Below are 23,135 nucleotides of genomic sequence, written 5' to 3' on the forward strand. Positions count from 1 at the left end.
CACGCATAAAAAAACCCGGGCCAGGCCCGGGTTTTTTATGTGCGCTGGCGCGGATCAGCGCGCCGAGTGGCCCTTGAGTTCCACTTTCACTTTCTCGTGGTCCTGCAGGCCTTCGTAGTACTCGCGCAGCACCGCCAGCACTTCCGGGCGGCTGAAGTTGTCCGGCACGTCGCCGCCTTCGCTGAGCAGCTTGCGCAGTTTGGTGCCGCTGACCAGCACGCGGTCGTCGGCGGTGTGCGGGCAGGTGCGCATGCTGGCCATGGTGCCGCACTTGTCGCACCAGAACGTCCAGTCGATCTTCAGCGGCTGGGTGATCAGGGCGTCGTCGGCGATCTCATCGAAGATGTGATGGGCGTCGAACGGACCATAGTAGTCGCCCACGCCGGCGTGGTCGCGGCCCACGATCAGGTGGGAGCAGCCGTAGTTCTGGCGGAACAGGGCATGCAGCAGCGCCTCGCGGGGGCCGGCGTAGCGCATGTCCAGCGGGTAGCCGGACTGAACCACGGTGTTGTCCACGAAGTAGTTGTCGATCAGGGTCTTGATGGCTTTCTGGCGCACCTCGGCGGGAATATCGCCTGGCTTGAGATTGCCGAGCAGGGAATGCACCAGCACGCCGTCGCAGATTTCGATGGCGATCTTGGCCAGGTGCTCGTGGGAGCGGTGCATGGGGTTGCGGGTCTGGAACGCCGCCACGGTTTTCCAGCCGCGTTCCTCGAACATGGCGCGGGTTTCCGCCGGGGTCAGATAGATGCCGGCGTATTTCTCCGGAAACTCGCCCTGGCTGAACACCTTCACCGGCCCGGCCAGGTTCACGTCGCCCTGGGCCATCACCATTTTCACGCCCGGGTGCTCTTCGTCGGTGGTCTTGAACACCTGCTGGCATTCATGGGCCTTGTCGATGGTGTACTTCTCGTTGACCACCATGGAGCCCATGATCTCGCCCTCGGCGTCCACCAGGGCCACTTCGGCGCCCTCGGCCAGGCCGTCGGCGGTGGCGGCGTCGGTGGACAGGGTGATCGGGATCGGCCAGAACACGCCGTCGGTGAGCGCCATGTTGTCGCACACGCCCTGCCAGTCGGCCTTGCCCATGAAGCCGTCCAGGGGGGTGAAGCCGCCGATGCCGAGCATGATCAGATCGCCCCGCTCCCGGGAGCTGAGGCGGATTTGCGGCAGGTCCCTGGCGGCGGCCAGAGCCTGTTCCCGTTCGGCGCCGTCCAGCAGCAGCGTTTTCAGCGTCTCGCTGCCATGGGGTTTCACCAGTTGCGACATGTTCACTCCCTAGAAGGTGGTCGTTGGGGTTGGCGGCGGATTATACCGGCGCCGGCGTGGCCGTCTCCAGCGCTGCTAAGAACAATCCGTTTGGGGCTTATGCCCGATCCCTGCTCAGGCCCAGGGCACCCGCACCGCCACGGGCTCCGCCTCCAGCTCGATCTCGGCGGGCAGAAAACCGGCCGGGTCGCCGTCGGTCTGCACCGGCTCCAGGCCCGGCGCGGTCACCGTGACCCGTTCGGCACTCAAGGAGGCGACGCCGTCCACGCGCTCCATGCGGCCAAGCAGCAGCGCCGCCAGACAGCGCAGCAGAAACAACCGGCCGGGCCGCTGAAACAGCAGCACCTGGACACTGCGCCGGCTCAGGTTGGCCTGGCGGCTGAGAATAAAGCTGCCGCCGTAATAGCGGCCATTGCTGATCACCGCCGAGAAACAGTCCAGCGGCCGGCCGTCCACGGTGACCCGGTAGCGCACCTCGCCGTAGCGGAATACCTGGCGCAGCATGCTGACGGCATAGGCCAGCTTGCCGATGCGACGTTTGGCGATCAGGTCCACCTGATCGACCACCCAGGCGTCGTAGCCGACCCCGGCCATCACCAGAAAGCGGCGGCCATTGAGCAGCGCCGGCGTGATGTTCAGGGTGCGCCCTTCCAGCACCACCCGGGCGGCCTCCTCCGGCTTGCGCGGCAGATTCAGCTCGCGGGCCAGCACATTGGCGGTGCCGATCGGGAACAGCGCCAGCGCCACCCCGGGCTTGAGCCCGTTGATCACGTCGTTGGTGGTGCCGTCGCCGCCGGCGGCCACCACGCACTCGCCCTGGTGTGCCAGAGCATTCAGATAGCGGGTGGCGTCGCCCGGGGCGCGGGTGTGGTACAGCCGCACGCGGGCGCCGCCCTGTTCCAGCGCGCGCACGAAATGGCGCAGCCGCCGGGCCCTGCCGCCGCCGGCGGTGGGGTTGAATATCACCGTGATGTTCATGGAATTCCTGAAGTCGCGCCGCCCGGGGCTCCGGCCCCGGCGGCGCGATACTGCTCCGAACGGCGGGTTACACCGGGTTGTCGATGTCGATGAAGACGTGCTCCACCCCGTACTCGTTGGCCAGCCACTCGCCCACCGCCTGCACGCCGTAGCGCTCGGTGGCGTGATGCCCGCAGGCGAAGTAGTGGATGCCGGTTTCGCGGGCGAAATGGGTGGTCGGCTCGGAAATCTCGCCGCTCAGGTAGGCGTCCACCCCCAGGGCCTGGGCCCGCTCGATAAAGCCCTGGGCGGCGCCGGTGCACCAGGCCAGGGTCTCGATCTCGTCCTGGCTGTCGCCGATGTGCAACGCCTGGCGGCCCAGCACCGCCTCCACGTGGGCGGCGAAGTCCTCGGCGCTCATCGGTTCGTCCAGGCGCCCCACGTTGCCGATGGACAGCGAGTTGTCCGGCTCAAGGCCACCTTCCACATGCAGCCCCAGGCGCCGCGCCAGCTGGGCATTGTTGCCCATCTGCGGATGCGCATCCAGCGGCAGGTGGTAGGCGAACAGACTGATGTCGTGACGCAGCAGGCTCTGCAGCCGCTGCTTCTTCATGCCGCGCACCCGCTGATCCTCGTTTTTCCAGAAATAGCCGTGGTGCACCAGGATGGCGTCCGCTTCCTCGACGATGGCGGCGTCGATCAGTGCCTGACAGGCGGTCACCCCGGTGACCAGACGGCGCACCTGTTCGCGGCCCTCCACCTGTAATCCATTGGGACAATAGTCCTGGAAACGATGGGTTTGCAGCGCCTCGTCGAGCACCCGCAGCAAGTGGTCGCGCTTCAGCATCGGCGTTCTCCCCTGTGCTAACATTGCGCGCAGTTTACATGATTCGTGGGGGCAAACTCAGTGCTGAAGAAGCTGCTTCGCTTTCTGGCGCCGCCGGTGCTGGCCGGCCTGGCCGTGGGCCTGGGCGTGCTGTGGTGGTACCAGCAGGGCCCCGGCGCGCAACGCCAGAATGCCGGCGGCGCGGCGCCGGCGGTGGAAAGCTACGCCAGCGCGGTGACCCGGGCGGCGCCGGCGGTGGTCAACGTCTACACCACCCAGATCGTCACCCGCGGCGACAGTGTCAGCGACAATCCCCTGTTCGACCGCTTCATGGAGCGCCCCCGCCGGGAACGGGCCCTGGCCAGCCTGGGCTCCGGCGTGATCGTCTCGCCGGACGGCTACGTAATGACCAGCTACCACGTGATCCGCGACGCCGACGAAATTCTGGTGGCCCTGCGCGACGGCCGCGACGCGCCGGCGCGGGTGGTGGGCACCGACCCGGAAACCGACCTGGCGCTGCTGCAGATCGCCCTGGAGAATCTGCCGGTGATCGACCTGAACGGCCCCCAGCCGGTTAACGTGGGCGACGTGGTACTGGCCATCGGCAACCCCCTGGGCGTGGGCCAGACCGTCTCCATGGGCATTGTCAGCGCCACCGGCCGCACCCACCTGGGCATCGCCACCTTCGAGAATTTCATTCAGACCGACGCGGCCATCAACCGGGGCAACTCCGGCGGCGCCCTGGTGGACACCCGCGGTCACCTGATCGGCATCAACACCGCCATCCTCTCCCAGGACGGCAACTGGCAGGGCATCGGCTTCGCCACGCCGGCCTCCATCGCCCGCGAGGTGATGAGCGACCTGATCGAACACGGTCGCGTGATCCGCGGCTACCTGGGCGTCAGCGTCCAGGACATCAACCCGACCCTGGCGGAAACCTTCGGCATGGAGGAGGTGCGTGGCGGCGTGGTCACCGAGGTGGTGTCCGGCAGCCCCGCCCAGCAGGCCGGCCTGCAGGCCGAGGACGTGCTGGTGGGCATCAACGGCGAGACCATGAGCGACGGCTACGAAGCCATGAACCGCATCGCCGGCACCCAACCCGGCACCAAGCTCACTCTCAACGTGCTGCGCAACGGCCAGCGCCTGAATCTGGAAGTGACCATCGGCACCCGCCCGCCGGCCCGGCAATAGATCAAACGTAGCCGATCGCGGCTAAAGCCGCTCCTACAATCGGATGACGATGTAGGAGCGGCTTCAGCCGCGAGGGCCCTGATTTATTTCAGCCGCACCAGCGCGTAGCGAGCGTCCTCGCCACCCACCGGGTTGGTGTTGAATTCCAGCATCACGCTGCCGCCCGCCGCCACCGAGAAGCGCAGGTACAAGGCTCCACCGGCCCCCGCCAGGTTCAGGCTTCTGCCAGAGCCGACGGTGAGCGGCTGAACAGTGAGTGGCAGACCGCCAAGGCCGCCGTAGACCGAGCTGAAGTTCCAGCTCTCCATGCGGTAGGGGCGGCTCGCCGAATAGCCGGCGACGGGCGAGCCGGCCAGGCCATCCAGATACACCGCCAGGAGAAAGTCTCGCAGCCAATCGCCAGTGGCACCGCTGGTGATACCGTCCAGGGTGTCCCAACCGTCCTGGCCGCTGCCGGCCAGTTGATAGGCCACCGCGTCCGCCGCCGAGACCAGCGGAGGATCGTTGCTGGCCACCGCCTGACGGTCGGAGACGTAGCGCAGGAACGCCCAGGCCAGACCGCGCGACCGGGTATCCCGCTCCGAGGTGCTGATCAGGCCGGTACGCCAGGGGTTCTGCAACCAGCCTCGCCACTCACCGAACATCAGATTCTGGTAGGTGTTGAACGCCGCCACCCGCCGGGACGCGTTAGTGCCGGTGGTCAGGTCGCTCAGACCGATACGGTATAGTGGCGCCAGGCCATAGGACGTCTGATAGAACAGGCTGCCGCTGGCCAGCGTCGCCAGCCCGTTGTCCAGCCACCCTTCCGGCAGCAGTGAGCCGGCCTGGAGCTGACGGTCGTCGGCGATCATCAACGCCATCTCCATGCCCGCCTGTCGGCTGGTACCGCCCATGACGGAGCTGACGGTGCGCACATTGCTGTTCACCGCGCCGGTGGGGTCCGGCACCTGCATATAGAGCACTTCGCCGTCGTTACTGGTCGGACATTCCGTCGGCGACAGCCGGTCGCGTACCAGGTAGCGGCCCAAGCTGCTTATGGACGAGGCCGGCGGGTCCAGTTCGTTGATGGCGCGGGTGTAGAACAATACCACCCGCCCGTTGCCGTCCCGGTCCGGCGTGTCGCCAAGCAAGTCGGTCACCGCCGGGTACACGGTGGCATCGAAGATGGAAGCAATTTCGGTGTAATCGTAGTTGTTCTGACCGTTGTCCACGGGGAAACCACCGGCGGGGTTGTCCACGTCCGCCAGAATCACCGCATGGGTGCTCACCACCTTCACCTCGGCGTTGCGCACAACGGCGGCGTCGCAGGTGTCGGTAAGATTCACGTTCATCTGCCAGATGTCACCCACCTGCGGTACGCCGGCGGGGATACCGGCGCCGCCGGGCAACGGCGTGCCGGCGCCGACGGTGCCCAGGCGGGCCAGGGCGTCGGCTTTCTGCGCCGCCCGCTCGTTGATGGCACCATTCAGGGTGGCATCGCTCAGCGACGTGACGCCCGGTGCCGTTTCGCCATCGGTGAGGCTCACGCTGATCGGCAGTGCCTGATCGCTGCGAGTCAGGTTCATGGGCATCAGCAGATACTCCGCCGCTTCGGTGCCGCTGTTCAGAATCCTCTGTTCACCGGTGGCGAGCGCCGCGAAGTATTTTTCATCGACCGCCAGTTCCAGACCCTCGCGAGCGAACTGCGCGGTGACGCTGAGACTGGCGGTGACGCCGGTATCGGTGCGCGGATTCTCGGTGACGCCGTCGCTCCACTGCTCGAAGTGATAGCCGGTGTCCGCCACCGCGGTGACTTCACTGCCGTCCTCGCCGTGGGTCACGGTCTGCGGGGACACCCCGCTTACCGTGCCGCCGGTGGACGCCGCATAGGTCAGGGTGTACTGGTTGATCGCGAACTGCGCCTGCACCGTCAGATCCGCGCCGACGTCGGCGTCGGTGCGCGGGTTGGCGGTGCCGCCGTCGCTCCACTGCACAAAGTGGTAACCAGTGTCGGCCACCGCCAGCACCGCGCTGCCGTCGCTACCGTGGTCCACGGTCTGGCTGGCGCTGCCGCTGAGGCTGCCACCGGTGCCGGCGCTGTAGCTCAACGCGTACTGCAGCACCGTGAATTGCGCCTGCACCGTCAGGTTGGCGGTGACATTGCCGTCGGTACGCGGGTTGGCGCTGCCACCGTCGCTCCAGCCGCTGAAGGCGTAGCCGGTATCCGGGACCGCTTCCACCGCCGTGCCGTCGTCTCCGTAAGCCACCGTCTGAACGGCGGTGCCGTTCAGCGCGCCGCCGGTGGCGGCGCTGTAGGTGAGGGTGAATTCGAGCCGCTCGAACTCCGCCAGCACATTCAGGTCCGCGCTGACATTGCTGTCGGTACGCGGATTGGCGGTGACGCCATCGCTCCACTTGACGAACTGGTAGCCGGTATCCGGGACCGCCTGTACCGCGCTGCCGGCGCCACCGTGGTCCACGGTCTGGGCGGCGTCCCCGCTCAGGTTGCCTCCGGTGCCGGCACCGTAGGTCAAGGCGTACTGGCGAAGGGAGAATTGCGCGCTGACGGTCAGGTCGGCGACCACATTGGTGTCGGTACGGGGGTTGGCGGTGACGCCATCACTCCACTGCGCAAATTCGTAGCCGGTCTCCGGAAGCGCCGTCACCGCGCTGCCGTCGCCACCATGGGACACGGTCTGCTCCGTTTGCCCCTGGACGGACCCGTGGCCCTGGCTGCCGTAGGTGAGGCTGTATTCCTTGAGGCCGAAGGTGGCGTGCAGGGTACGCGCGGCGGTGATGCCGGTGTCGGTCCGCGTCGCCAGGCTGTAACCGTCGCTCCAGTAGAGGAACCGATAACCGGTGTCGGGCACCGCCGTCACCGTGCTGGCGTCCCCGCCATGATCCACGGTCTGGGTCGCCTCACCGTCGATGGTCCCGCCCGCGCTGGCGGTATAGGACATCGAGTACTGATTGATGGCGAAGGTGGCGGTGACCGTGAGCGGACCGGTAACGCCGCTGTCCTGGCGCGTGGCGGTGGTCACGCCGTCACTCCATTGCACGAAGTGGTAGCCGGTGTCCGCGGTGGCGGTGACCGCGCTGCCGTCGGCACCGTGGTCCACGGTCTGCGCCGGGTTTCCGGTGAGGCTGCCGCCGTTGCCAGCGCTGTAGCTCAGCGCGTACTGCAGAATCGTGAATCGAGCGCTGACCGTCAGATCGGCGGTGACGCCGGTATCGGTGCGGGGGTTGGCGGTGCCGCCGTCGCTCCACTCCACGAACTCATAGCCGGTGTCCGGTTGCGCGGTAACGGCGCTCCCGTCGCTGCCATGGGAGACGGTCTGGCTGGTCTGTCCCTGCAAAGTGCCGTTGCCCTGGCTGCTGTAGCTCAGGCTGTATTGCTTGAGCTCGAAACGGGCTTGCAGCTGGAAGGCCTGGGTGACGCCGCTATCGGTGCGCGGGTTGTCAGTGCGGCCGTCACTCCAGTCCACGAACCGGTAGCCTTCATCGGGCACCGCCGTGACCGCCGACGTATTACCGCCATGGGCCACGGTTTGCGTGATGGTGCCGCTCACCGTGCCGCCGGAGCCGGCGCTGTAGGTCGCTTGATATTCATTGATGGCGAACTGCGCGGTGACGGTGATATCGCCGGTTACCGGGCCGTCGGTGCGCGGGTTCTCGACACGGTTGTCGGACCAGCGCACGAAGTGGTAACCGGTGTCGGGAATCGCCAGTACCGCGCCGCCGGTCTGGCCGTGATCAAGCTGCTGGCTGGTCGGACCGGACAGGCTGCCGTTGGCGCCGGCGCCGTAGCTGAGATCGTACCGGTTGATGGCGAAGCTGGCGGTGACGGTCAGATCACCGGTCAGGGCCAGATCCTGGCGGGGATTGTTGGTGGCGCCGTCGCTCCACTGCACGAAATGGTAGCCGCTGGCCGCCACCGCCGTGACCGGCGTGCCGTCGGCGCCATGATCCACGCGCTGCGTGGCGGAACCGGATAGGGAACCGTTGGCGCCGGCGCCATAGGTCAGGTCGTAGCGGTTGATTTCGAAGTCGGCGCTGACCGCGCAGGCGCCGGTGATCATACCGGTGGTGAAGGTTCCGGCGTCGGCGTCGTATTCACCGTCACAGCCGCTGATCGTCAGCAGATGGTAGCCCTCCGCGGGCTGCACCTGGAAGGTAGCCACATCGCCACGCGCCACCGCCCGGGTGGCCGGATCCAGACTGCCCCCGGCGCTGACCTGGGGCGTGAGGGTGATGCGAGGCACCCCCACCGGCGAGGCGGCCGGGTCCGGGGCCGCCAGCCACTGGCTCATGGCGGTCAGCCATTGGTCCAGGCCATCCGGCGTGGCCATCAGCGTCAGCACCGCGTCCACATCGAAGCGGCCCGGCTCAAGCTCGCCGTCACGGTACAGCAGGAACGGATCCTGGCCCTCTTCCAGATCGAAGGCCGGCGAAGCGTACAGCCGGGCGGCGATGCCCGCCGGGCTGTCGCCGCTGTCCTCGGCGGCGCGGGCGATCAGCGATGTCCAGGGGGTGATGTCACAATGCACGGTGCCGCGGCCGTCGCACACCGCCACCAGCGGTACGTCGTTGGCCTCGGAGGCCGCCTCGATGCGAAACGGGGCCTGGCCCTGCAGGGTGCGCCGGTAGCTGCCGTCCGCCGTCGTGGACCAGCGATCCAGACGATTGCCGCGCCGGTCATAGGCGGTCAGCTGATAGGCGGTGGAGGCAGCGGAGGCCGTGCTGAAGCCGACCGCGTCGTTCTGCGCCACCACCCGGCCTTCCACGCGGGTCCCCTCGCCCCCCGGCACCGGCACCTCGCCGCCCCCACAGCCGGCCAGCACCAGTGCCAGAATAGCGCCCACCAGCCAGCGCCACGGACGGGCACGGACAGCCGCGCCGGTCAAACCCGCGTGATCGAACATCATGAAATTTCCCCCGAGAGATCCCTTCACCGACGGCGGTGCACCGTCGCTCTAAGCCGCCCGGCGCCGCGTTGCCGGCGCCGATATCAGAGCGGCATTATTCTTACCGGGGTAGATACCACAATTGTGAAAAAGCGCAAAGAAATGTTTTGTTTTGTTCTATTTGCAAATGCAACAAAGTGCATCAACCAGACTCCGGTTCTGGTCCGGGCGCCCCACGGTGATGCGCAGGTGGTCGCGGATGCGCTCCGGTTTGCCGAAGTGGCGCACGATGATGCCCTGCTCGCGCAGGGCCGCCGCCAGGTCGGCGCCGGCGCGATCCGGGTGGCGGCAGAACAGGAAGTTGGCCGCCGAGGGCAACACCTGGAAGCCCAGCCCTTCCAGAGCGTGGCGCAGGGTTTCGCGCTCTTCGATGACCAGTTCGCGGCCACGCTGGAACCAGTCGTCGTCCTCGAAGGCGGCCTTGCCGGCGGCGATGGCCAGACGGTCCAGGGGGTAGGAATTGAAGCTGTTCTTGATCCGTTCCAGGCCCTCGATCAGCGCCGCGTCGCCCACCGCGAAGCCGATCCGCACGCCGGCCAGGGCGCGGGATTTGGACAGGGTCTGGGTGACCAGCAGATTGGGGTAACGGTCCACCAGGGCGATGGCGGTGTCGCCGCCGAAGTCCACGTAGGCCTCGTCCACCACCACCACCGAATCCGGGTTGGCGGCGAGAACGGTCTCGATGGCGTCCAGCGGCAGCAGGCGGCCGGTGGGCGCGTTCGGGTTGGGGAAGATGATGCCACCGTTGGGGGCTGAATAGTCCGCCGGGTCGATGGCCAGGTCGTCATCCAGGGGCACCGGCCGGTAGTCGATGTCGTAGAGCCCGCAATAGACCTTGTAGAAGCTGTAGGTGATGTCCGGGAACAGCAGCGGCCGGTCCTGTTTGAACAGGCCGAAGAAAATGTGCGCCAGCACTTCGTCGGAGCCGTTGCCGACGAACACCTGGTCGGTCTTCACCCGGTAATAGGTGGCGATGGCGTCCTTCAGCTCGAGAGCGTCCGGGTCCGGGTAGAGGCGCAGCCGCTCGTCGGCGGCGGCGTGGATCGCCTCGATCACCTTCGCCGAGGGGCCCAGCGGGTGTTCGTTGGTGTTGAGCTTGACCAGCCGGGCCATTTTCGGCTGTTCGCCGGGCACGTAGGGTTCCAGGTCGCGGACGAACGGGCTCCAGAATTTGCTCATAAGGCCTCAGTCTTTCTTGATTCTCAGCTCCGCGCTGCGGGCGTGGGCGGTAAGTCGCTCGCCCCGGGCCAGCACCGAGGCCACCCGCCCCAGGGCGCTGGCGCCTTCCGGGGAGCAGCCGATCAGCGAGCTGCGCTTCTGAAAATCATAGACGCCCAGCGGCGAGGAGAAGCGCGCCGTGGCGCTGGTGGGCAGCACGTGATTGGGGCCGGCGCAGTAATCACCCAGGGCCTCCGGCGTGTGCCGGCCCAGGAAGATGGCGCCGGCGTGGCGCACTTTTTTCGCCCAGCGGCCGGCGTCGTCCATGGACAGCTCCAGGTGCTCCGGGCTGATCCGGTTGACCACCTCGAAGGCGTCATCCAGATCCCGGGCCAGGATCAGCGCCCCCCGGTTGGCCATGGAGGTGCGAATAATGGCTTCCCGTTCCAGGGTCGGCGCCAGCCGCTCCATGGTCTCCAGTACCGTGTCCAGGAAGGCCGCATCCGGACTGACCAGAATCGCCTGGGCCTCCTCGTCGTGCTCCGCCTGGGAGAACAGGTCCATGGCGATCCATTCCGGGTCGGTGTGACCGTCGCAGACCACCAGGATTTCCGAAGGGCCGGCGATCATGTCGATGCCCACCTTGCCGAACACCTGGCGCTTGGCCTCGGCCACGTAGATGTTGCCGGGGCCGACGATCTTGTCCACCGCCGGGATCGACTCGGTGCCGAACGCCAGCGCCGCCACCGCCTGGGCGCCGCCCACGGTGAAGAAGCGCTCCACCCCGGCCACCGCCGCGGCGGCCAGCACCATGTCGTCCAGTTCCCCGTCCGGCGCCGGGCTGACCATGACGATCTCGCCGACCCCGGCCACATGGGCGGGCAGCGCGTTCATCAGCACCGAGCTGGGGTAGGCGGCCTTGCCGCCGGGTACATAGATGCCGGCCCGGTCCAGGGCGGTGACCTGCTGGCCCAGCAGGGTGCCGTCCGCGTCCCGATAGCTCCAGGAATCCTGCTTCTGACGCTCGTGGTAGTCGCGCACCCGGGCGGCGGCGGCTTCCAGGGCCTGGCGCTGCTCGTCGGACAGCCGCGCCAGGGCCGCTTCCAGCTCCGGCCGTTCCACGGTGAGATCCGCCAGGGTGGCGGCGTCGCGGCGGTCGAAGCGGTTGGTGTATTCCACCACCGCCGCGTCGCCGCGCTTAGCCACGTCGCGAAGAATGGCGCGCACCCGCTCGCCGACCTCCTCGTCACGCTCCTCGCTCCAGGCGGTCAGGGCGTTCAGGCGTTCGGTGAAATCGCTGTCACGGGTGTCGAGGCGGGTGGTTTTCATGCCGGGGTCCGTCGTTTTGCTACCGCTTGTTCCAGTTTATCCAGAATACCCTGAATGTCGGCGTGACGGGTCTTCATGCTGGCCCGATTGACCACCACCCGGGAGGAAATGTCGTCGGCGATGATCTCGGTGGGCTCCAGGCCGTTGGCGCGCAGGGTGTTGCCGGTGTCGACGATGTCGACGATGCGGTCCGCCAGCCCCACCAGCGGCGCCAGTTCCATGGCGCCGTAGAGCTTGATGATCTCGGCCTGCTTGCCCTGGCGGGCGAAATAAGCCCGCGCCACGTTGACGAATTTGGTGGCCACCCGCACCCGGCCGCTCACCGGCGGCGCGTCCTTGAGCGCGGCCACCATCAACTTGCAGCGGGCGATTTCCAGATCCAGGGGTTCGAACAGTCCCTCGGCGCCGTGCTCCATGAGCACGTCCTTGCCGGCCACGCCCAGATCGGCGCCGCCGTGCTGCACGTAGGGCGGCACGTCGGTGGCGCGGATCACGATGATGCGCACGTCCGCCCGGGTGGTGTCGAAAATCAGCTTGCGCGACGCGGACGGATCCTCCAGCAGCTCGATGCCGGCTTCCTTGAGCAGCGGCAGCGTCTCCTGGAGGATACGGCCCTTGGACAGGGCGATGGTCAGCGGTGTCTCGGTCATGTCAGGCGCGGTCCCACTCAGCCCGGCACGCGACGGATGATCGCGCCCAGGGATTGCAATTTTTCCTCGATGCACTCGTAGCCACGGTCGATGTGGTAGATGCGGTCCACGGTGGTGTCGCCCTCGGCGGCCAGGCCGGCGATCACCAGGGAGGCCGAGGCGCGCAGGTCGGTGGCCATCACCGGCGCCCCGGTGAGGCTTTCCACGCCACGGCAGATGGCGGTGTTGCCCTGCACCTCGATGTCGGCGCCCATGCGGTTCATTTCCTGCACGTGCATGAAGCGGTTCTCGAACACCGTCTCGACGATGGTGCCGGTGCCCTCGGCGATGATGTTCAGCGCCATGAACTGGGCCTGCATGTCGGTGGGCATGGCCGGGTACGGCGCGGTGCGCAGGCTGACCGCCTTGGGCCGGCGGCCCTCCATGTCCAGGCTGATCCAGTCGTCGCCGGTCTCGATGCGGGCGCCGGCCTCTTCCAACTTCTGCAGCACCGCGTCCAACAGGGTCGGGTCGGTGTCCTTGCACTTGATGCGCCCGCCGGTGATGGCGGCGGCGATCAGGTAGGTGCCGGTCTCGATGCGGTCGGAAATCACATCGTGGTGGCAGCCGCCCAGTTTGGCGACGCCCTCGATCACGATGGTGTCCTTGCCGGCGTCACGCACCTTGCCGCCCATGGCGTTGATGAAGTTGGCCAGGTCCACCACTTCCGGTTCCCGGGCGGCGTTTTCCAGAATGGTGGTACCGTCGGCCAGGGCCGCCGCCATCATCAGGTTCTCGGTGCCGGTCACGGTGACCGTGTCCATGACGATGCGCGCGCCCTTCAGGCGGCCGTCCACGCTGGCGTGCACATAGCCGTTGGTCACCTCGATGTCGGCGCCCATGGCCTCCAGGCCGCGCAGGTGAATGTCCACCGGCCGGGAGCCGATGGCGCAACCGCCGGGCAGCGACACCGAGGCGCGGCCGAAGTGGGCCAGCAGCGGGCCCAGCACCAGGATCGAGGCGCGCATGGTTTTCACCAGCTCGTAGGGTGCCACGAAGTCCTCGATGCGGGACGGGTCCACTTCCACGTTGAGGCGGTCGTCGATCACCACCTGCACGCCCATGCGGCCGAGCAGTTCGATCAGGGTGGTCACGTCCTGCAGATGCGGCAGGTTGCCCACCGTCACCGGCTCGCCGGCCAGCAGCGTGGCGGCCAGAATCGGCAGCGACGAGTTCTTGGAACCGGAAATACGAATCTCGCCGTCAAGGCGCTTGCCGCCGGTGATGATCAATTTGTCCATGGAAAGTCTCTTAGAACCCGGTCTTCAGGCGATGCCCATCTTCTGGGCTTTGTCCCACTCGGCGCGGGTGAAGGTTTTGAGGGACACGGCGTGGATGCTGTTGTCCTTGATGCGATCGTTGATGCAGGCGTAGATCAGCTGCTGGCGTTTTACCGGCATCAGCCCTTCGAAGGCATCGGACACCACGCGGATCAGGAAGCGGTCACCTTCGCCTTCCACCGCCACATCGGCGCCGTCGAAACCGGCTTCCACCAGTGCCTTCACGTCATCGGGATTCATGGTCGCTCCTTATTGCTGAGGGGCGAATGATACGCGAGGGCCACCGGGGTTGTCATGCCGGGACCGGCGGGCGCCGGCCCCGGAGGGCGGGATCATTGAGGGCTTTGCGGGGCGCTCTCGATGTCCACCTTTTCTTCCACGTCGGCGTTCTGGGCGGACCAGTTGTCGATGGCCTGGTCCAGGTCCCCGTACTGCTGCATGGACTGGGCGAACTGAGCCTGGTAGACGGCGCGCAGGTCCAGGCCGTTGACGAACACGTTCACCACCTTCCACTGGTCGCCGTCCTGGAACAGGGTGAAGTACACCGGAATCACCTTGCCGTCGTCGGTGGTGCCCTGCACGCGCACCCGGGCGTAGTTGCCCTTGCGGTCTTCCTCGCGCATCGGCAGCACCTCGATCTTCTGACCCTGGTAGAGGGTCACGCCGGAGGCATAGGTGTTGATCAGGCTGTTCTTGAACACATCCAGGAAGCGGTACTTCTGGTCGCGGCTGGCGTCGTCGAAGTAATCGCCCATCACCATGCGGGTGATGCGCTTGAAGTCCACCAGAGGCACCAGTTCCTCACGGACCAGCTGGCGGGCGTACTCCGGGTCCTTGTTGAGCTGGTCCCGGTTCTGGTCGATCAGCGAGGTCATGCGGTCCAGCGTATCCTGCACCAGCTGGCGCGGGTCCTGGGCCGCCTGGGCGAGGCCGGCCATGGCCACCAGGATCAGCGCCATTACCGCCGCGAAAGGTTGTTTAAAGGTCATAGATCACTCCCTGTCATTGCTTGATGCCCGGTTGTACGGCTTTCCCTACGGGGTGTCCAGGCGTTTGTTATTGGAACACGGGGCGCCGGCGGGGTTCCGTGAAGCGCCGGCGCCGGGAACGCCGACGGCCACCGCGGGGTCTCAGGGCGGGCGCGCCAGTGTATAATCGCCGCCAGCGAGGAGACACGAGAGACCATGAGCAATCACCACATCGCCACCGCCCGCCGCGTTCTCGATGAAGAAGCGCGCGCCGTGGCCGCGCTGAGCCAGCGTGTCAGCGACGATTTCGTGCGCGCCTGCGAGCGCATTCTCGAATGTCCCGGCCGCGTGATCGTCACCGGCATGGGCAAAAGTGGCCATATCGGCAGCAAGGTGGCCGCCACCCTGGCCAGCACCGGCACCCCTTCCTTTTTCGTGCATCCGGGCGAGGCCTCCCACGGCGACCTGGGCATGATCACCGGCGCCGACGTGGTGCTGGCGCTGTCCAACTCCGGCGAGACCGGCGAGATCCTCACCATCCTGCCGGTGATCAAGCGCAAGGGCGCCGGCCTGATCAGCATGACCGGCCGCCCGGAGTCGTCCCTGGCGCGGCTGTCCGACGTGCATCTGGACGTGGCCGTGAAGGAAGAGGCCTGCCCGCACAATCTGGCGCCCACCTCCTCCACCACCGCCACCCTGGCGATGGGCGACGCCCTGGCCATCGCCCTGCTGGAAGCGCGCGGCTTCACCGCCGAGGATTTCGCCCTCAGCCACCCGGGCGGCAGCCTGGGCCGGCGCCTGCTGTTGAAGGTGGATGACATCATGCACACCGAGGAGCGCCTGCCCAAGGTGCCCCGCGACGCCAGTCTGTCCGACGCCTTGCTGGAAATGACCCGCAAGGGCCTGGGCATGACCACGGTGGTGGACGAGGACGGCCGCCTGATCGGGCTGTTCACCGACGGCGACCTGCGCCGCACCCTGGAGAAGGGCCTGGATATCCGCCAGGCCGGCATCGCCGAGGTAATGTCCAGCCACCCGGTGACCATGGCGCCGGGCCTGCTCGCCGCCGAGGCGCTGCAGATCATGGAAACGCGCAAGATCAACGGGCTGATCGTCTGTGACGATCAGCGCCGCCCGATCGGCGCCCTCAACACCCAGGACCTGCTGCGCGCCGGAGTGATGTGATGGCCTTTTCCATTTCCACCGCCGACGCCCGCGCCCTGCGCCTGATGGCGTTCGACGTGGACGGCGTGATGACCGACGGCCGCCTGCATTACGGACCGGACGGCGAAACCCTCAAGGTGTTCCACGTACACGACGGCCACGGCCTCAAGAAGCTGGCCGCCAGCGGCGTGACCCTGGCCATCATCACCGGCCGCGACACCCCGATGGTGGCGCGCCGTGCCCGGGAACTGGGCATCGAGCACGTCATTCAGGGGCGCGAGGACAAGGCCGTGGCGCTCGCCGACCTGGCCGGGCGCCTGGGCGTCGGCGCCCGTGAAACCGGCTATGCCGGCGACGACGAACCGGATGTGGGGGCTCTGCAGTGGGCCCAGATCGCGTTCGCCCCGGCCAACGCCCACGCCTGCGCCCGGCAGGCCGCCGATCACGTCACCCGGGCCCGCGGCGGCGAAGGCGCGGTCCGTGAGATCTGCGACGCCCTGCTGGCGTTGCGGGAGGCGCCGTGAGACGCCAGGGTCTGCTCAGCGCCTCCGGCATCCTCCTGCTCGGTCTGATCGTGCTGATGACCCTGCACGAGTGGGACAATCCTCTGGAGGACGACCGGGAGGCCTTTCTCAGCGCGCCGCTGATCATCGCCGACACCATCACCGCCAAGGCCTACGACCGGGAAACCGGCAAGGTCAGCTACGAGCTCAAGGCCGACCATCTGGAGCAGTTTCAGCGCGAGGCCCTGACCACGCTCACCGAGCCGGACCTGCGCATGGAAAACGACAACGGCGTCTGGACCATCCGTTCCCGCCGTGGTGAAGTGCGCGACAACGGCGACCTGATCGTGTTCATGGATGAGGTCAAGGCACGCAGCGAGACCAACGGGGTCACGCTCAGCACCGACCAACTGGAGTACCTGAACGACGCCGGCCAGGTCCGCTCGCCGGGCGCGCTGACCCTGGAGCACCGCGACGGCAATACCCGCGCCGGCAGCATGCAGTCGGACCTGAACAGCGGCGAAATGACCCTTGGACAAGGAGTGGTAAGTGAATTCACGGGCAGCAATTAAAGGGCTCGGCCTGCTCGGGCTGCTGTTCGCCGGCCTGGCCGGCGCCGCCCAGCCCCCCGGCGGCCAGCCCGTGGAGGTGAGCGCCAACAGCGCCACCTTCGAGCAAAGCGCCGGCACCGGGGTGTACCGGGGCGACGCGGAGCTGATCCAGGGCAACCGGCGCCTGAACGCCGACGTGATCCGGCTGTTCACCGAGAACAACCAACTGGTGCGCGTGGAGGCCACCGGCAATCCGGTGCGCATGCGCGAGGGCGATGACCTGCAGGCGCGGGCCAAAAACCTGGTGTACGACCTGCGGGCCCGGCGGCTGGTGCTCACCGGCGACGCCCATGTGGACCACCAGGGCAACACCTTCGAGGGCGCCCGGGTGCAGTACAACCTGGATTCACGGCGGGTGGACGCCAGCGGTGAAGGCGACAAGCGCGTGCGGCTGGTGATCCCGGCCAAAAACACCGACCCGTCCGGCGAAAGCGGCGCCGGCGGCAACGACGACACCAGCGACACCGGCAATGGCGGCGCCGACGGCGGCAAGGCGGAGACCCCCTGAATGGCACATCTGAGCGCCCATAACCTGGCCAAGAGCTACAAAAGCACCCGCGTCATCGAGGACGTGTCCCTGGAAGTGGAGGCCGGCCAGATCGTCGGCCTGCTGGGCCCCAACGGCGCCGGCAAGACCACCTGCTTCTATATGATCGTGGGCCTGGTGGCCGCCGACGCCGGCCGCATCGAGATCAACGGCGACGACATCACCCACCTGCCCATGCACGGCCGCGCCCGCCGGGGCATCGGCTATCTGCCCCAGGAAGCCAGCATTTTCCGCCGGCTCACCGTGGAGCAGAACATCATGGCGATCCTGGAAACGCGCAAGGAAATGACCAAGGCCCAGCGCGAGGAACAACTGGAAAGCCTGCTCAACGAGTTCCACATCGACCACATCCGCGACTCCATGGGCATGAGCCTGTCCGGCGGCGAACGCCGGCGGGCGGAAATCGCCCGCGGGCTGGCCACCAACCCGGACTTCATCCTCCTGGATGAGCCCTTCGCCGGCGTGGACCCGATCTCGGTGAACGACATCAAGGGCATCATCCGCCACCTGAAGGAACGGGGCATCGGCGTGCTGATCACCGACCACAATGTGCGCGAAACCCTGGACATCTGCGACACGGCCTATATTGTCAGTACCGGCCACATCATCGCCGAAGGCGACGCCAACACCATTCTCGGCAACCAGCAGGTGCGCGACGTCTACCTGGGGGCGGACTTCCGGCTGTAACCGGAACCGGCCCGCTCACCGGCCGGCCCTACACCCTCGCCCAGGGAAAAGCAATACTTGGCATGATTATTGCTTAATTCAAATTAATGCTGCTATGCTGCCCCACTTCGGGAACCAGCGACCCCAGTAGCATGAAACCCACTCTACAACTGCAAATCGGCCAGCAGCTGACCATGACGCCCCAGTTGCAACAGGCAATCCGCCTGCTGCAACTGTCGACGCTGGACCTGCGCATGGAGATCCAGCAGGCGGTGGAAAACAACCCGCTGCTGGAGCTGGAAGACGGCGCCGAGGATTTCTCCGCGGACGACCTGGACGGCGACGCCGACGGCGACATGGAGCTGGAGCGCGACGACGCCCTGGACGACCTGGTCGAAGGCACCGTGGAAACCGACAGCGAGTGGGACGACCTCTACGTGGGCCAGAGCAGCGCCGGCGCCGGTGAAGGTGACGATGCGGACGCCTGGCAACAGCGCCACGCCAACCCGGACACCCTGCTCGACCACCTGGAGTGGCAGCTCAATCTGACCCCCATGAGCGACCGCGACCGGGTGATTGCCCAGATCATCCTGGAAGCCTTGGACGAGCGCGGCTACGTGACCGTTCCCCTGGAGCAGCTGGTCAGCACCGCCGAAGCCCAGATCGCCGACCCGGACGACCCGCTGGAAGACGACGAAGTGGTGGCGGTGCTGCACCGCCTGCAGCAGTTCGACCCGGTGGGCGTGGCCAGCCGCGATCTGGCCGAATGCCTGGGCGTGCAGCTCGCGCAGTTGGCCGCCGACACGCCCCATCTGGGCACCGCCCGCGCCCTGCTGGCCCACCAGGACCTGCTGGAAAAACACGACTACGCCGGCCTGCGCCGCGCCCTGTCGGTGAGCGAGGCGGACCTGGTGGCGGCACTGGGGCTGCTGCGCACCCTGGACCCGGCGCCGGGCCAGCAGATCGGCGGCGAGACCGCCGACTACGCGGTGCCCGACGTGGTGGTCCGCGCCCACCGGGGCGGCTGGCGGGTGGAGCTGAACGAGGAAGTGCTGCCCAAGGTCAATCTGCAGGCCCAGTACGCGCAGATGGCGCGCCAGGTGGGCGGCGACGACGGCCAGTACCTGCGCAACTGCATGCAGGAGGCCAAGTGGTTCCTGAAAAGCCTGCAGAGCCGCAACGACACGCTGCTCAAGGTGGCCAGCCGCATCGTCGAGGTGCAGCAGGACTTCTTCAATTACGGCGAGGAAGCAATGAAGCCGCTGGTGCTGGCCGATATCGCCGAGGCGGTGGAGATGCACGAGTCCACCATCAGCCGGGTCACCAACCAGAAATTCATGCTCACGCCCCGGGGCGTGTTCGAGCTCAAATACTTCTTCTCCAGCCACGTGGACACGGACGGTGGCGGTGAGTGTTCCTCCACCGCCATTCGTGCCATCATTAAGAAGCTGGTCGCCGCCGAGAACCCTCGCAAGCCGCTCAGCGACAACAAGCTGGCAAGCCTGCTCAACGACCAGGGCATCAAGGTGGCGCGCCGCACCGTCGCCAAGTACCGCGAGGCGATGCGAATCCCGTCCTCCAGCGCGCGCAAGCGGCTGGTCTAGGCCGGACCGGAACGGATATCTCCTCGACGAGAGAGAAGGAGCCAGCTATGCAGATCAACCTCAGTGGCCACCATCTGGACATCACCGACGCCCTGCGTGACTACGTGGACGAAAAATTCGCCAAACTGGAGCGCCACTCCGACCAGATCACCAGCGTTCAGGTGATCCTTTCCCCGGAGCCCAAGAGCCACAAGGCGGAATCCACCATTCATATATCCGGAGCGGACCTGTTCGCCACCGCCCAGGCGGACGACATGTACGCGGCCATTGATGCGCTGACCAGCAAGCTGGACCGGCAAATTCTCAAACACAAGGAAAAGACCGTGGGCCGCAAGCACGGCCACTAGGTCACCCAGAACCCGATTATGCGAGTACGCGAACTGCTCACCGAAGACCGCACCTACGACGACGTGGCGGTCACCAGTAAGAAACGGTTGCTCGACCAAATCGCCCAGCTGGCCGCGGCCAGCTGTGGCGGTCTCAACGAGCAGGAAGTCTTCGACGCCCTGGTGGCCCGGGAAAAACTGGGCTCCACCGGCATTGGCGAGGGCATCGCCATCCCCCATTGCCGGCTCGGGCACTGCGACGCCGCCATCGGCCTGCTGCTGAAGCTGTCCGAACCGGTGGACTTCGACGCGGTGGACGGTCGTCCGGTGGACCTGGTGTTCGTGCTGCTGGTACCGGAACAGAACCCGGAACAGCATCTCAAGACCCTCAGCCACCTGGCCAATCTGTTCAACGACGACGACTACCGCAGCGACCTGCGCCACGCCCACGGCAACCAGCGTTTGTATCAGACCGCGGTGGAATCGGAGGCCGAAATTCGCCTGGCATCCTGAGCCGGTCGGCCGGACCATCGCTATGAAACTGACCATCCTCAGCGGACGATCGGGCTCGGGCAAGACCACCGCCCTCCAGGCCCTGGAAGACCACGGCTATTATTGCGTGGACAATCTTCCCCTGGGCCTGCTGCCCACCCTGGCCGCGCAATTACAGAACGAGGACCACGCCCCGCAGCGCGTGGCGGTGGGCGTGGACGCCCGCAACCTGCCCCGTCAGTTGCTGGCCTTCAATCGCATCATCGAGGAACTGCGCCAGCAACCCCTGGACACCGAGATCATCTTTCTGGAGGCGGAACCGGCCACGCTGCTGAAGCGGTTCAGCGCCACCCGCCGCCGCCACCCCCTGAGCGGCGACGAACGCACCCTGGCCGACGCCATCGAGCTGGAAGCCAAACTGCTGGCCGATATCCGCCAGCTCGCCGACCTGGTGATCGACACCAGCAACCTGGACGTGCACACCCTGCGCAATATGATCCGCCAGCGGGTGGCGCGCCGGGACGTGCGGCTGTCCCTGCTGATCCAGTCGTTCGGCTACAAGAACGGCCTGCCCCACGACGCCGACCTGGTGTTCGACGTGCGCGCCCTGCCCAACCCGCACTGGCAGGGCGATCTGCGCCCGCTCACTGGCCGTGACGAAAAGGTGGCCGAGTTTCTGCGCGGCCACCCGGAAAGCGGCACCATGCTCGACGACATTTTCCACTTCCTGGACCGCTGGCTGCCCGCCTACGGCGCCAACGATCGCAGCTACGTGACCGTGGCGGTGGGCTGCACCGGCGGCCGCCACCGCTCCGTCTACATCACCGAACAGCTGGCCCACCGGCTGCGCGAGAAGGGCGTGCCCCTGCACGTGCGCCACCGGGAGCTGGACGGATGATTGAACGGAATCTGACGGTCACCAACAAGCTCGGTCTGCACGCCCGCGCCGCCGCCAAGGTGGTCAGTGTCTCCTGCCGCTACAGCTGCACCATCCAGGTGCTGCAGGGCGAGCGAGCCATTGATGCCAAGAGCATCATGGGCCTGCTGATGCTCGGCGCCGCCAAGGGCACCACCCTGACCGTGCGCGTGGACGGCGAGGACGAAGTGCCCGCCATGGATGAGCTGGCCGACCTGTTCGAGCGCAAGTTCGACGAAGGCGAATAGCCACCGCTTTTTCACCCTTTGACCCTTCCCTGGCCGGTACTGGGTTAAACTGGCGCACAGCGAGGAGGGGTCATGTCCGAACAAAGTCAGCACAAGCGCAATCTCAACGCCGTCAACCGGGCCCTGGCCGGGGGCACCTTTTCCCAGGTGCGCCAGTTGCTCAACAGTCTGCCCGGCGCCGAGACCGCCCACCTGCTGGAATCCTCGCCGCCCCGGGAACGGGAAATCCTCTGGCGTTTGCTCAGCCAGGAGCAGGAAACCGAGGTGCTGCAGTACCTGGGCGAGGAAGTGCGCGTGGAACTGCTGCGCGACCTGCCGCCGGAAGAACTGGTACCGCTGATCGAGGATCTGGACACCGACGACCTGGCCGACCTGCTGCAGGAATTGCCCGAACAGGTCACCAGCCAGGTACTGGCCGCCCTGGACGCGCAGAACCGGGAGCGCCTGGAACAGGTGATGAGCTACCCGGAGGACACCGCCGGCGGCCTGATGAACACCGACGTGATCACGGTGCGCCCGGAGATCACCTTCGGCGTGGTGCAACGCTACCTGCGCCGTCGCGGCGAAATCCCCGAGACCACCGACAACCTGCTGGTGGTCAATCGCAGAAACCAGTTTATCGGCGTACTGCCGCTGACCCGGGTGCTGATCTCCGACCCCGGCACCACGGTGCGCGAAGCCATGCGCACCGACGTGGAAGCGATTCCCGCCGACCGCCCCGCCCACGATGTGGCCAAACTGTTCGAGCGGCTCGACCTGGTGACCGCCGCGGTGGTGGACGAGAACGGCGTGCTGGTGGGCCGGATCACCATTGATGACGTGGTGGACGTGATCCGCGAGGAAGCGGATCACTCCCTGATGGGCATGGCCGGTCTGGATGAGGACGAGGACACTTTCGGCTCGGTGTGGCACACGGTGCGGCGCCGTTCCCTGTGGCTGGGCATCAACCTGCTTACCGCCCTGGCCGCCTCGGCGGTGATCAGCCTGTTCGAGAACACCCTGGAAAAAGTGGTGGCCCTGGCGGTGCTGATGCCGATCGTGGCCAGCATGGGCGGCATCGCCGGCAGCCAGACCCTGACCCTGGTGATCCGCGCCATGGCGCTGGGCCAGGTGCAGGAAGGCAACACCCGTTATCTGTTCACCAAGGAACTGGCGGTGGGCGCGCTCAACGGCCTGCTCTGGGCGCTGGTGATCGGCGCCACCGCCGCGCTCTGGTTCGACGACACCAGCCTGGGCATGATCATCGCCTCGGCCATGGTGCTCAATCTGGTGGTGGCCGCCGGGGCCGGGGCCCTGATCCCCATCGCCATGAAACGCATGGGCATCGACCCGGCGCTGGCCGGGTCGGTGGTGCTCACCACGATTACGGATGTGGTCGGGTTCTTCGCGTTTCTGGGGCTGGCGACGATTCTCTACGCGAGCCTGCTCTAGCGGCCTTCGGCCGCCTC

Annotated in this window: 22 protein-coding genes; 12 read left to right on the forward strand and 10 right to left on the reverse strand. The window is 66.8% G+C overall.

What is annotated here, in order from left to right; translation table 11 throughout:
• Positions 1-54 precede the first annotated feature (54 nt).
• The 3 genes from sat to IM760_RS02195 form a co-directional block, all read right to left on the reverse strand.
• The gene (sat, locus tag IM760_RS02185) at positions 55-1,269 is read right to left on the reverse strand and encodes a sulfate adenylyltransferase (RefSeq protein WP_204426926.1); all 1,215 of its coding nucleotides are present in this window, start codon (positions 1,267-1,269) and stop codon (positions 55-57) included.
• Between the two features lie 114 nt (positions 1,270-1,383).
• The gene (locus tag IM760_RS02190; RefSeq protein ID WP_204426927.1) at positions 1,384-2,247 is read right to left on the reverse strand and encodes a diacylglycerol/lipid kinase family protein; all 864 of its coding nucleotides are present in this window, start codon (positions 2,245-2,247) and stop codon (positions 1,384-1,386) included.
• Between the two features lie 67 nt (positions 2,248-2,314).
• The gene (locus IM760_RS02195) at positions 2,315-3,073 is read right to left on the reverse strand and encodes a Nif3-like dinuclear metal center hexameric protein (RefSeq protein ID WP_204426928.1); all 759 of its coding nucleotides are present in this window, start codon (positions 3,071-3,073) and stop codon (positions 2,315-2,317) included.
• Positions 3,074-3,136: 63 nt separating this feature from the next.
• On the opposite strand from IM760_RS02195, the gene IM760_RS02200 reads away from it, so the two are divergent.
• Entirely contained in the window at positions 3,137-4,243 is a 1,107-nt protein-coding gene (locus tag IM760_RS02200) for a trypsin-like peptidase domain-containing protein (RefSeq protein ID WP_204427039.1), read from the forward strand.
• An 83-nt stretch (positions 4,244-4,326) separates the two neighbouring features.
• On the opposite strand, the gene IM760_RS02205 is transcribed toward IM760_RS02200, so the two are convergent.
• The 7 genes from IM760_RS02205 to IM760_RS02235 all read right to left on the reverse strand — a co-directional run bounded on the left by IM760_RS02205 (position 4,327) and on the right by IM760_RS02235 (position 14,631).
• Positions 4,327-9,147: an InlB B-repeat-containing protein gene (locus tag IM760_RS02205; protein WP_204426929.1), complete on the reverse strand. Its 4,821-nt coding sequence runs from the start codon at positions 9,145-9,147 to the stop codon at positions 4,327-4,329.
• A 156-nt stretch (positions 9,148-9,303) separates the two neighbouring features.
• The gene (gene hisC / locus IM760_RS02210) at positions 9,304-10,365 is read right to left on the reverse strand and encodes a histidinol-phosphate transaminase (protein WP_204426930.1); all 1,062 of its coding nucleotides are present in this window, start codon (positions 10,363-10,365) and stop codon (positions 9,304-9,306) included.
• A gap of 6 nt (positions 10,366-10,371) precedes the next feature.
• Positions 10,372-11,673: a histidinol dehydrogenase gene (gene hisD, locus IM760_RS02215; RefSeq protein ID WP_204426931.1), complete on the reverse strand. Its 1,302-nt coding sequence runs from the start codon at positions 11,671-11,673 to the stop codon at positions 10,372-10,374.
• A complete protein-coding gene (hisG, locus tag IM760_RS02220) occupies positions 11,670-12,323 on the reverse strand; it encodes an ATP phosphoribosyltransferase (protein WP_204426932.1) in 654 nt (217 codons plus the stop codon). Before hisG ends, hisD begins: the two co-directional genes overlap by 4 nt.
• A gap of 17 nt (positions 12,324-12,340) precedes the next feature.
• Complete coding sequence (murA, locus tag IM760_RS02225) at positions 12,341-13,603, reverse strand: UDP-N-acetylglucosamine 1-carboxyvinyltransferase (RefSeq protein WP_204426933.1); 1,263 nt, start codon at positions 13,601-13,603, stop codon at positions 12,341-12,343.
• 24 nt (positions 13,604-13,627) lie between these two features.
• Entirely contained in the window at positions 13,628-13,882 is a 255-nt protein-coding gene (locus IM760_RS02230; protein WP_204426934.1) for a BolA family protein, read from the reverse strand.
• 92 nt (positions 13,883-13,974) lie between these two features.
• Complete coding sequence (locus IM760_RS02235) at positions 13,975-14,631, reverse strand: MlaC/ttg2D family ABC transporter substrate-binding protein (protein ID WP_204426935.1); 657 nt, start codon at positions 14,629-14,631, stop codon at positions 13,975-13,977.
• A 195-nt stretch (positions 14,632-14,826) separates the two neighbouring features.
• Between IM760_RS02235 and IM760_RS02240 the strand changes: the two genes are divergently transcribed.
• The 11 genes from IM760_RS02240 to mgtE all read left to right on the forward strand — a co-directional run bounded on the left by IM760_RS02240 (position 14,827) and on the right by mgtE (position 23,118).
• Positions 14,827-15,795: a KpsF/GutQ family sugar-phosphate isomerase gene (locus IM760_RS02240; protein ID WP_204426936.1), complete on the forward strand. Its 969-nt coding sequence runs from the start codon at positions 14,827-14,829 to the stop codon at positions 15,793-15,795.
• The gene (locus IM760_RS02245; RefSeq protein ID WP_204426937.1) at positions 15,795-16,298 is read left to right on the forward strand and encodes a KdsC family phosphatase; all 504 of its coding nucleotides are present in this window, start codon (positions 15,795-15,797) and stop codon (positions 16,296-16,298) included. The genes IM760_RS02240 and IM760_RS02245 overlap by 1 nt, the downstream gene beginning before the upstream one ends.
• Entirely contained in the window at positions 16,295-16,849 is a 555-nt protein-coding gene (gene lptC, locus IM760_RS02250) for an LPS export ABC transporter periplasmic protein LptC (protein ID WP_204426938.1), read from the forward strand. The genes IM760_RS02245 and lptC overlap by 4 nt, the downstream gene beginning before the upstream one ends.
• Positions 16,827-17,396: a lipopolysaccharide transport periplasmic protein LptA gene (gene lptA / locus IM760_RS02255; protein WP_204426939.1), complete on the forward strand. Its 570-nt coding sequence runs from the start codon at positions 16,827-16,829 to the stop codon at positions 17,394-17,396. The genes lptC and lptA overlap by 23 nt, the downstream gene beginning before the upstream one ends.
• Positions 17,397-18,122, forward strand: a complete 726-nt coding sequence (lptB, locus tag IM760_RS02260) for an LPS export ABC transporter ATP-binding protein (RefSeq protein ID WP_204426940.1) — start codon at positions 17,397-17,399, stop codon at positions 18,120-18,122. It begins immediately after the preceding gene.
• A 131-nt stretch (positions 18,123-18,253) separates the two neighbouring features.
• Positions 18,254-19,705 carry an RNA polymerase factor sigma-54 gene (locus IM760_RS02265; RefSeq protein ID WP_204426941.1) on the forward strand — a complete coding sequence of 484 codons (1,452 nt, stop codon included), beginning with the start codon at positions 18,254-18,256 and terminating at the stop codon, positions 19,703-19,705.
• 47 nt (positions 19,706-19,752) lie between these two features.
• Positions 19,753-20,052: a ribosome hibernation-promoting factor, HPF/YfiA family gene (hpf, locus tag IM760_RS02270; protein WP_138774174.1), complete on the forward strand. Its 300-nt coding sequence runs from the start codon at positions 19,753-19,755 to the stop codon at positions 20,050-20,052.
• 18 nt (positions 20,053-20,070) lie between these two features.
• A complete protein-coding gene (gene ptsN, locus IM760_RS02275; RefSeq protein ID WP_204426942.1) occupies positions 20,071-20,544 on the forward strand; it encodes a PTS IIA-like nitrogen regulatory protein PtsN in 474 nt (157 codons plus the stop codon).
• A 22-nt stretch (positions 20,545-20,566) separates the two neighbouring features.
• A complete protein-coding gene (gene rapZ / locus IM760_RS02280; RefSeq protein ID WP_204426943.1) occupies positions 20,567-21,421 on the forward strand; it encodes an RNase adapter RapZ in 855 nt (284 codons plus the stop codon).
• Positions 21,418-21,687, forward strand: a complete 270-nt coding sequence (locus tag IM760_RS02285) for an HPr family phosphocarrier protein (protein ID WP_204426944.1) — start codon at positions 21,418-21,420, stop codon at positions 21,685-21,687. Before rapZ ends, IM760_RS02285 begins: the two co-directional genes overlap by 4 nt.
• 72 nt (positions 21,688-21,759) lie before the next feature.
• Positions 21,760-23,118, forward strand: a complete 1,359-nt coding sequence (mgtE, locus tag IM760_RS02290; protein ID WP_204426945.1) for a magnesium transporter — start codon at positions 21,760-21,762, stop codon at positions 23,116-23,118.
• Positions 23,119-23,135: the final 17 nt, after the last annotated feature.

The organism is Alloalcanivorax marinus (assembly GCF_016906305.1).
GTDB lineage: Bacteria > Pseudomonadota > Gammaproteobacteria > Pseudomonadales > Alcanivoracaceae > Alloalcanivorax > Alloalcanivorax marinus.

What these genes read in the sequence shown, in the direction of transcription:
- sat (WP_204426926.1), bottom strand. Translation starts at nt 1,269, where the DNA reads ATGTCGCAACTGGTGAAACCCCATGGCAGCGAGACGCTGAAAACGCTG.
- IM760_RS02190 (WP_204426927.1), bottom strand. Translation starts at nt 2,247, where the DNA reads ATGAACATCACGGTGATATTCAACCCCACCGCCGGCGGCGGCAGGGCC.
- IM760_RS02195 (WP_204426928.1), bottom strand. Translation starts at nt 3,073, where the DNA reads ATGCTGAAGCGCGACCACTTGCTGCGGGTGCTCGACGAGGCGCTGCAA.
- IM760_RS02205 (WP_204426929.1), bottom strand. Translation starts at nt 9,147, where the DNA reads ATGATGTTCGATCACGCGGGTTTGACCGGCGCGGCTGTCCGTGCCCGT.
- hisC (WP_204426930.1), bottom strand. Translation starts at nt 10,365, where the DNA reads ATGAGCAAATTCTGGAGCCCGTTCGTCCGCGACCTGGAACCCTACGTG.
- hisD (WP_204426931.1), bottom strand. Translation starts at nt 11,673, where the DNA reads ATGAAAACCACCCGCCTCGACACCCGTGACAGCGATTTCACCGAACGC.
- hisG (WP_204426932.1), bottom strand. Translation starts at nt 12,323, where the DNA reads ATGACCGAGACACCGCTGACCATCGCCCTGTCCAAGGGCCGTATCCTC.
- murA (WP_204426933.1), bottom strand. Translation starts at nt 13,603, where the DNA reads ATGGACAAATTGATCATCACCGGCGGCAAGCGCCTTGACGGCGAGATT.
- IM760_RS02230 (WP_204426934.1), bottom strand. Translation starts at nt 13,882, where the DNA reads ATGAATCCCGATGACGTGAAGGCACTGGTGGAAGCCGGTTTCGACGGC.
- IM760_RS02235 (WP_204426935.1), bottom strand. Translation starts at nt 14,631, where the DNA reads ATGACCTTTAAACAACCTTTCGCGGCGGTAATGGCGCTGATCCTGGTG.
- IM760_RS02240 (WP_204426936.1), top strand. Translation starts at nt 14,827, where the DNA reads ATGAGCAATCACCACATCGCCACCGCCCGCCGCGTTCTCGATGAAGAA.
- IM760_RS02245 (WP_204426937.1), top strand. Translation starts at nt 15,795, where the DNA reads ATGGCCTTTTCCATTTCCACCGCCGACGCCCGCGCCCTGCGCCTGATG.
- lptB (WP_204426940.1), top strand. Translation starts at nt 17,397, where the DNA reads ATGGCACATCTGAGCGCCCATAACCTGGCCAAGAGCTACAAAAGCACC.
- IM760_RS02265 (WP_204426941.1), top strand. Translation starts at nt 18,254, where the DNA reads ATGAAACCCACTCTACAACTGCAAATCGGCCAGCAGCTGACCATGACG.
- hpf (WP_138774174.1), top strand. Translation starts at nt 19,753, where the DNA reads ATGCAGATCAACCTCAGTGGCCACCATCTGGACATCACCGACGCCCTG.
- ptsN (WP_204426942.1), top strand. Translation starts at nt 20,071, where the DNA reads ATGCGAGTACGCGAACTGCTCACCGAAGACCGCACCTACGACGACGTG.
- rapZ (WP_204426943.1), top strand. Translation starts at nt 20,567, where the DNA reads ATGAAACTGACCATCCTCAGCGGACGATCGGGCTCGGGCAAGACCACC.
- IM760_RS02285 (WP_204426944.1), top strand. Translation starts at nt 21,418, where the DNA reads ATGATTGAACGGAATCTGACGGTCACCAACAAGCTCGGTCTGCACGCC.
- mgtE (WP_204426945.1), top strand. Translation starts at nt 21,760, where the DNA reads ATGTCCGAACAAAGTCAGCACAAGCGCAATCTCAACGCCGTCAACCGG.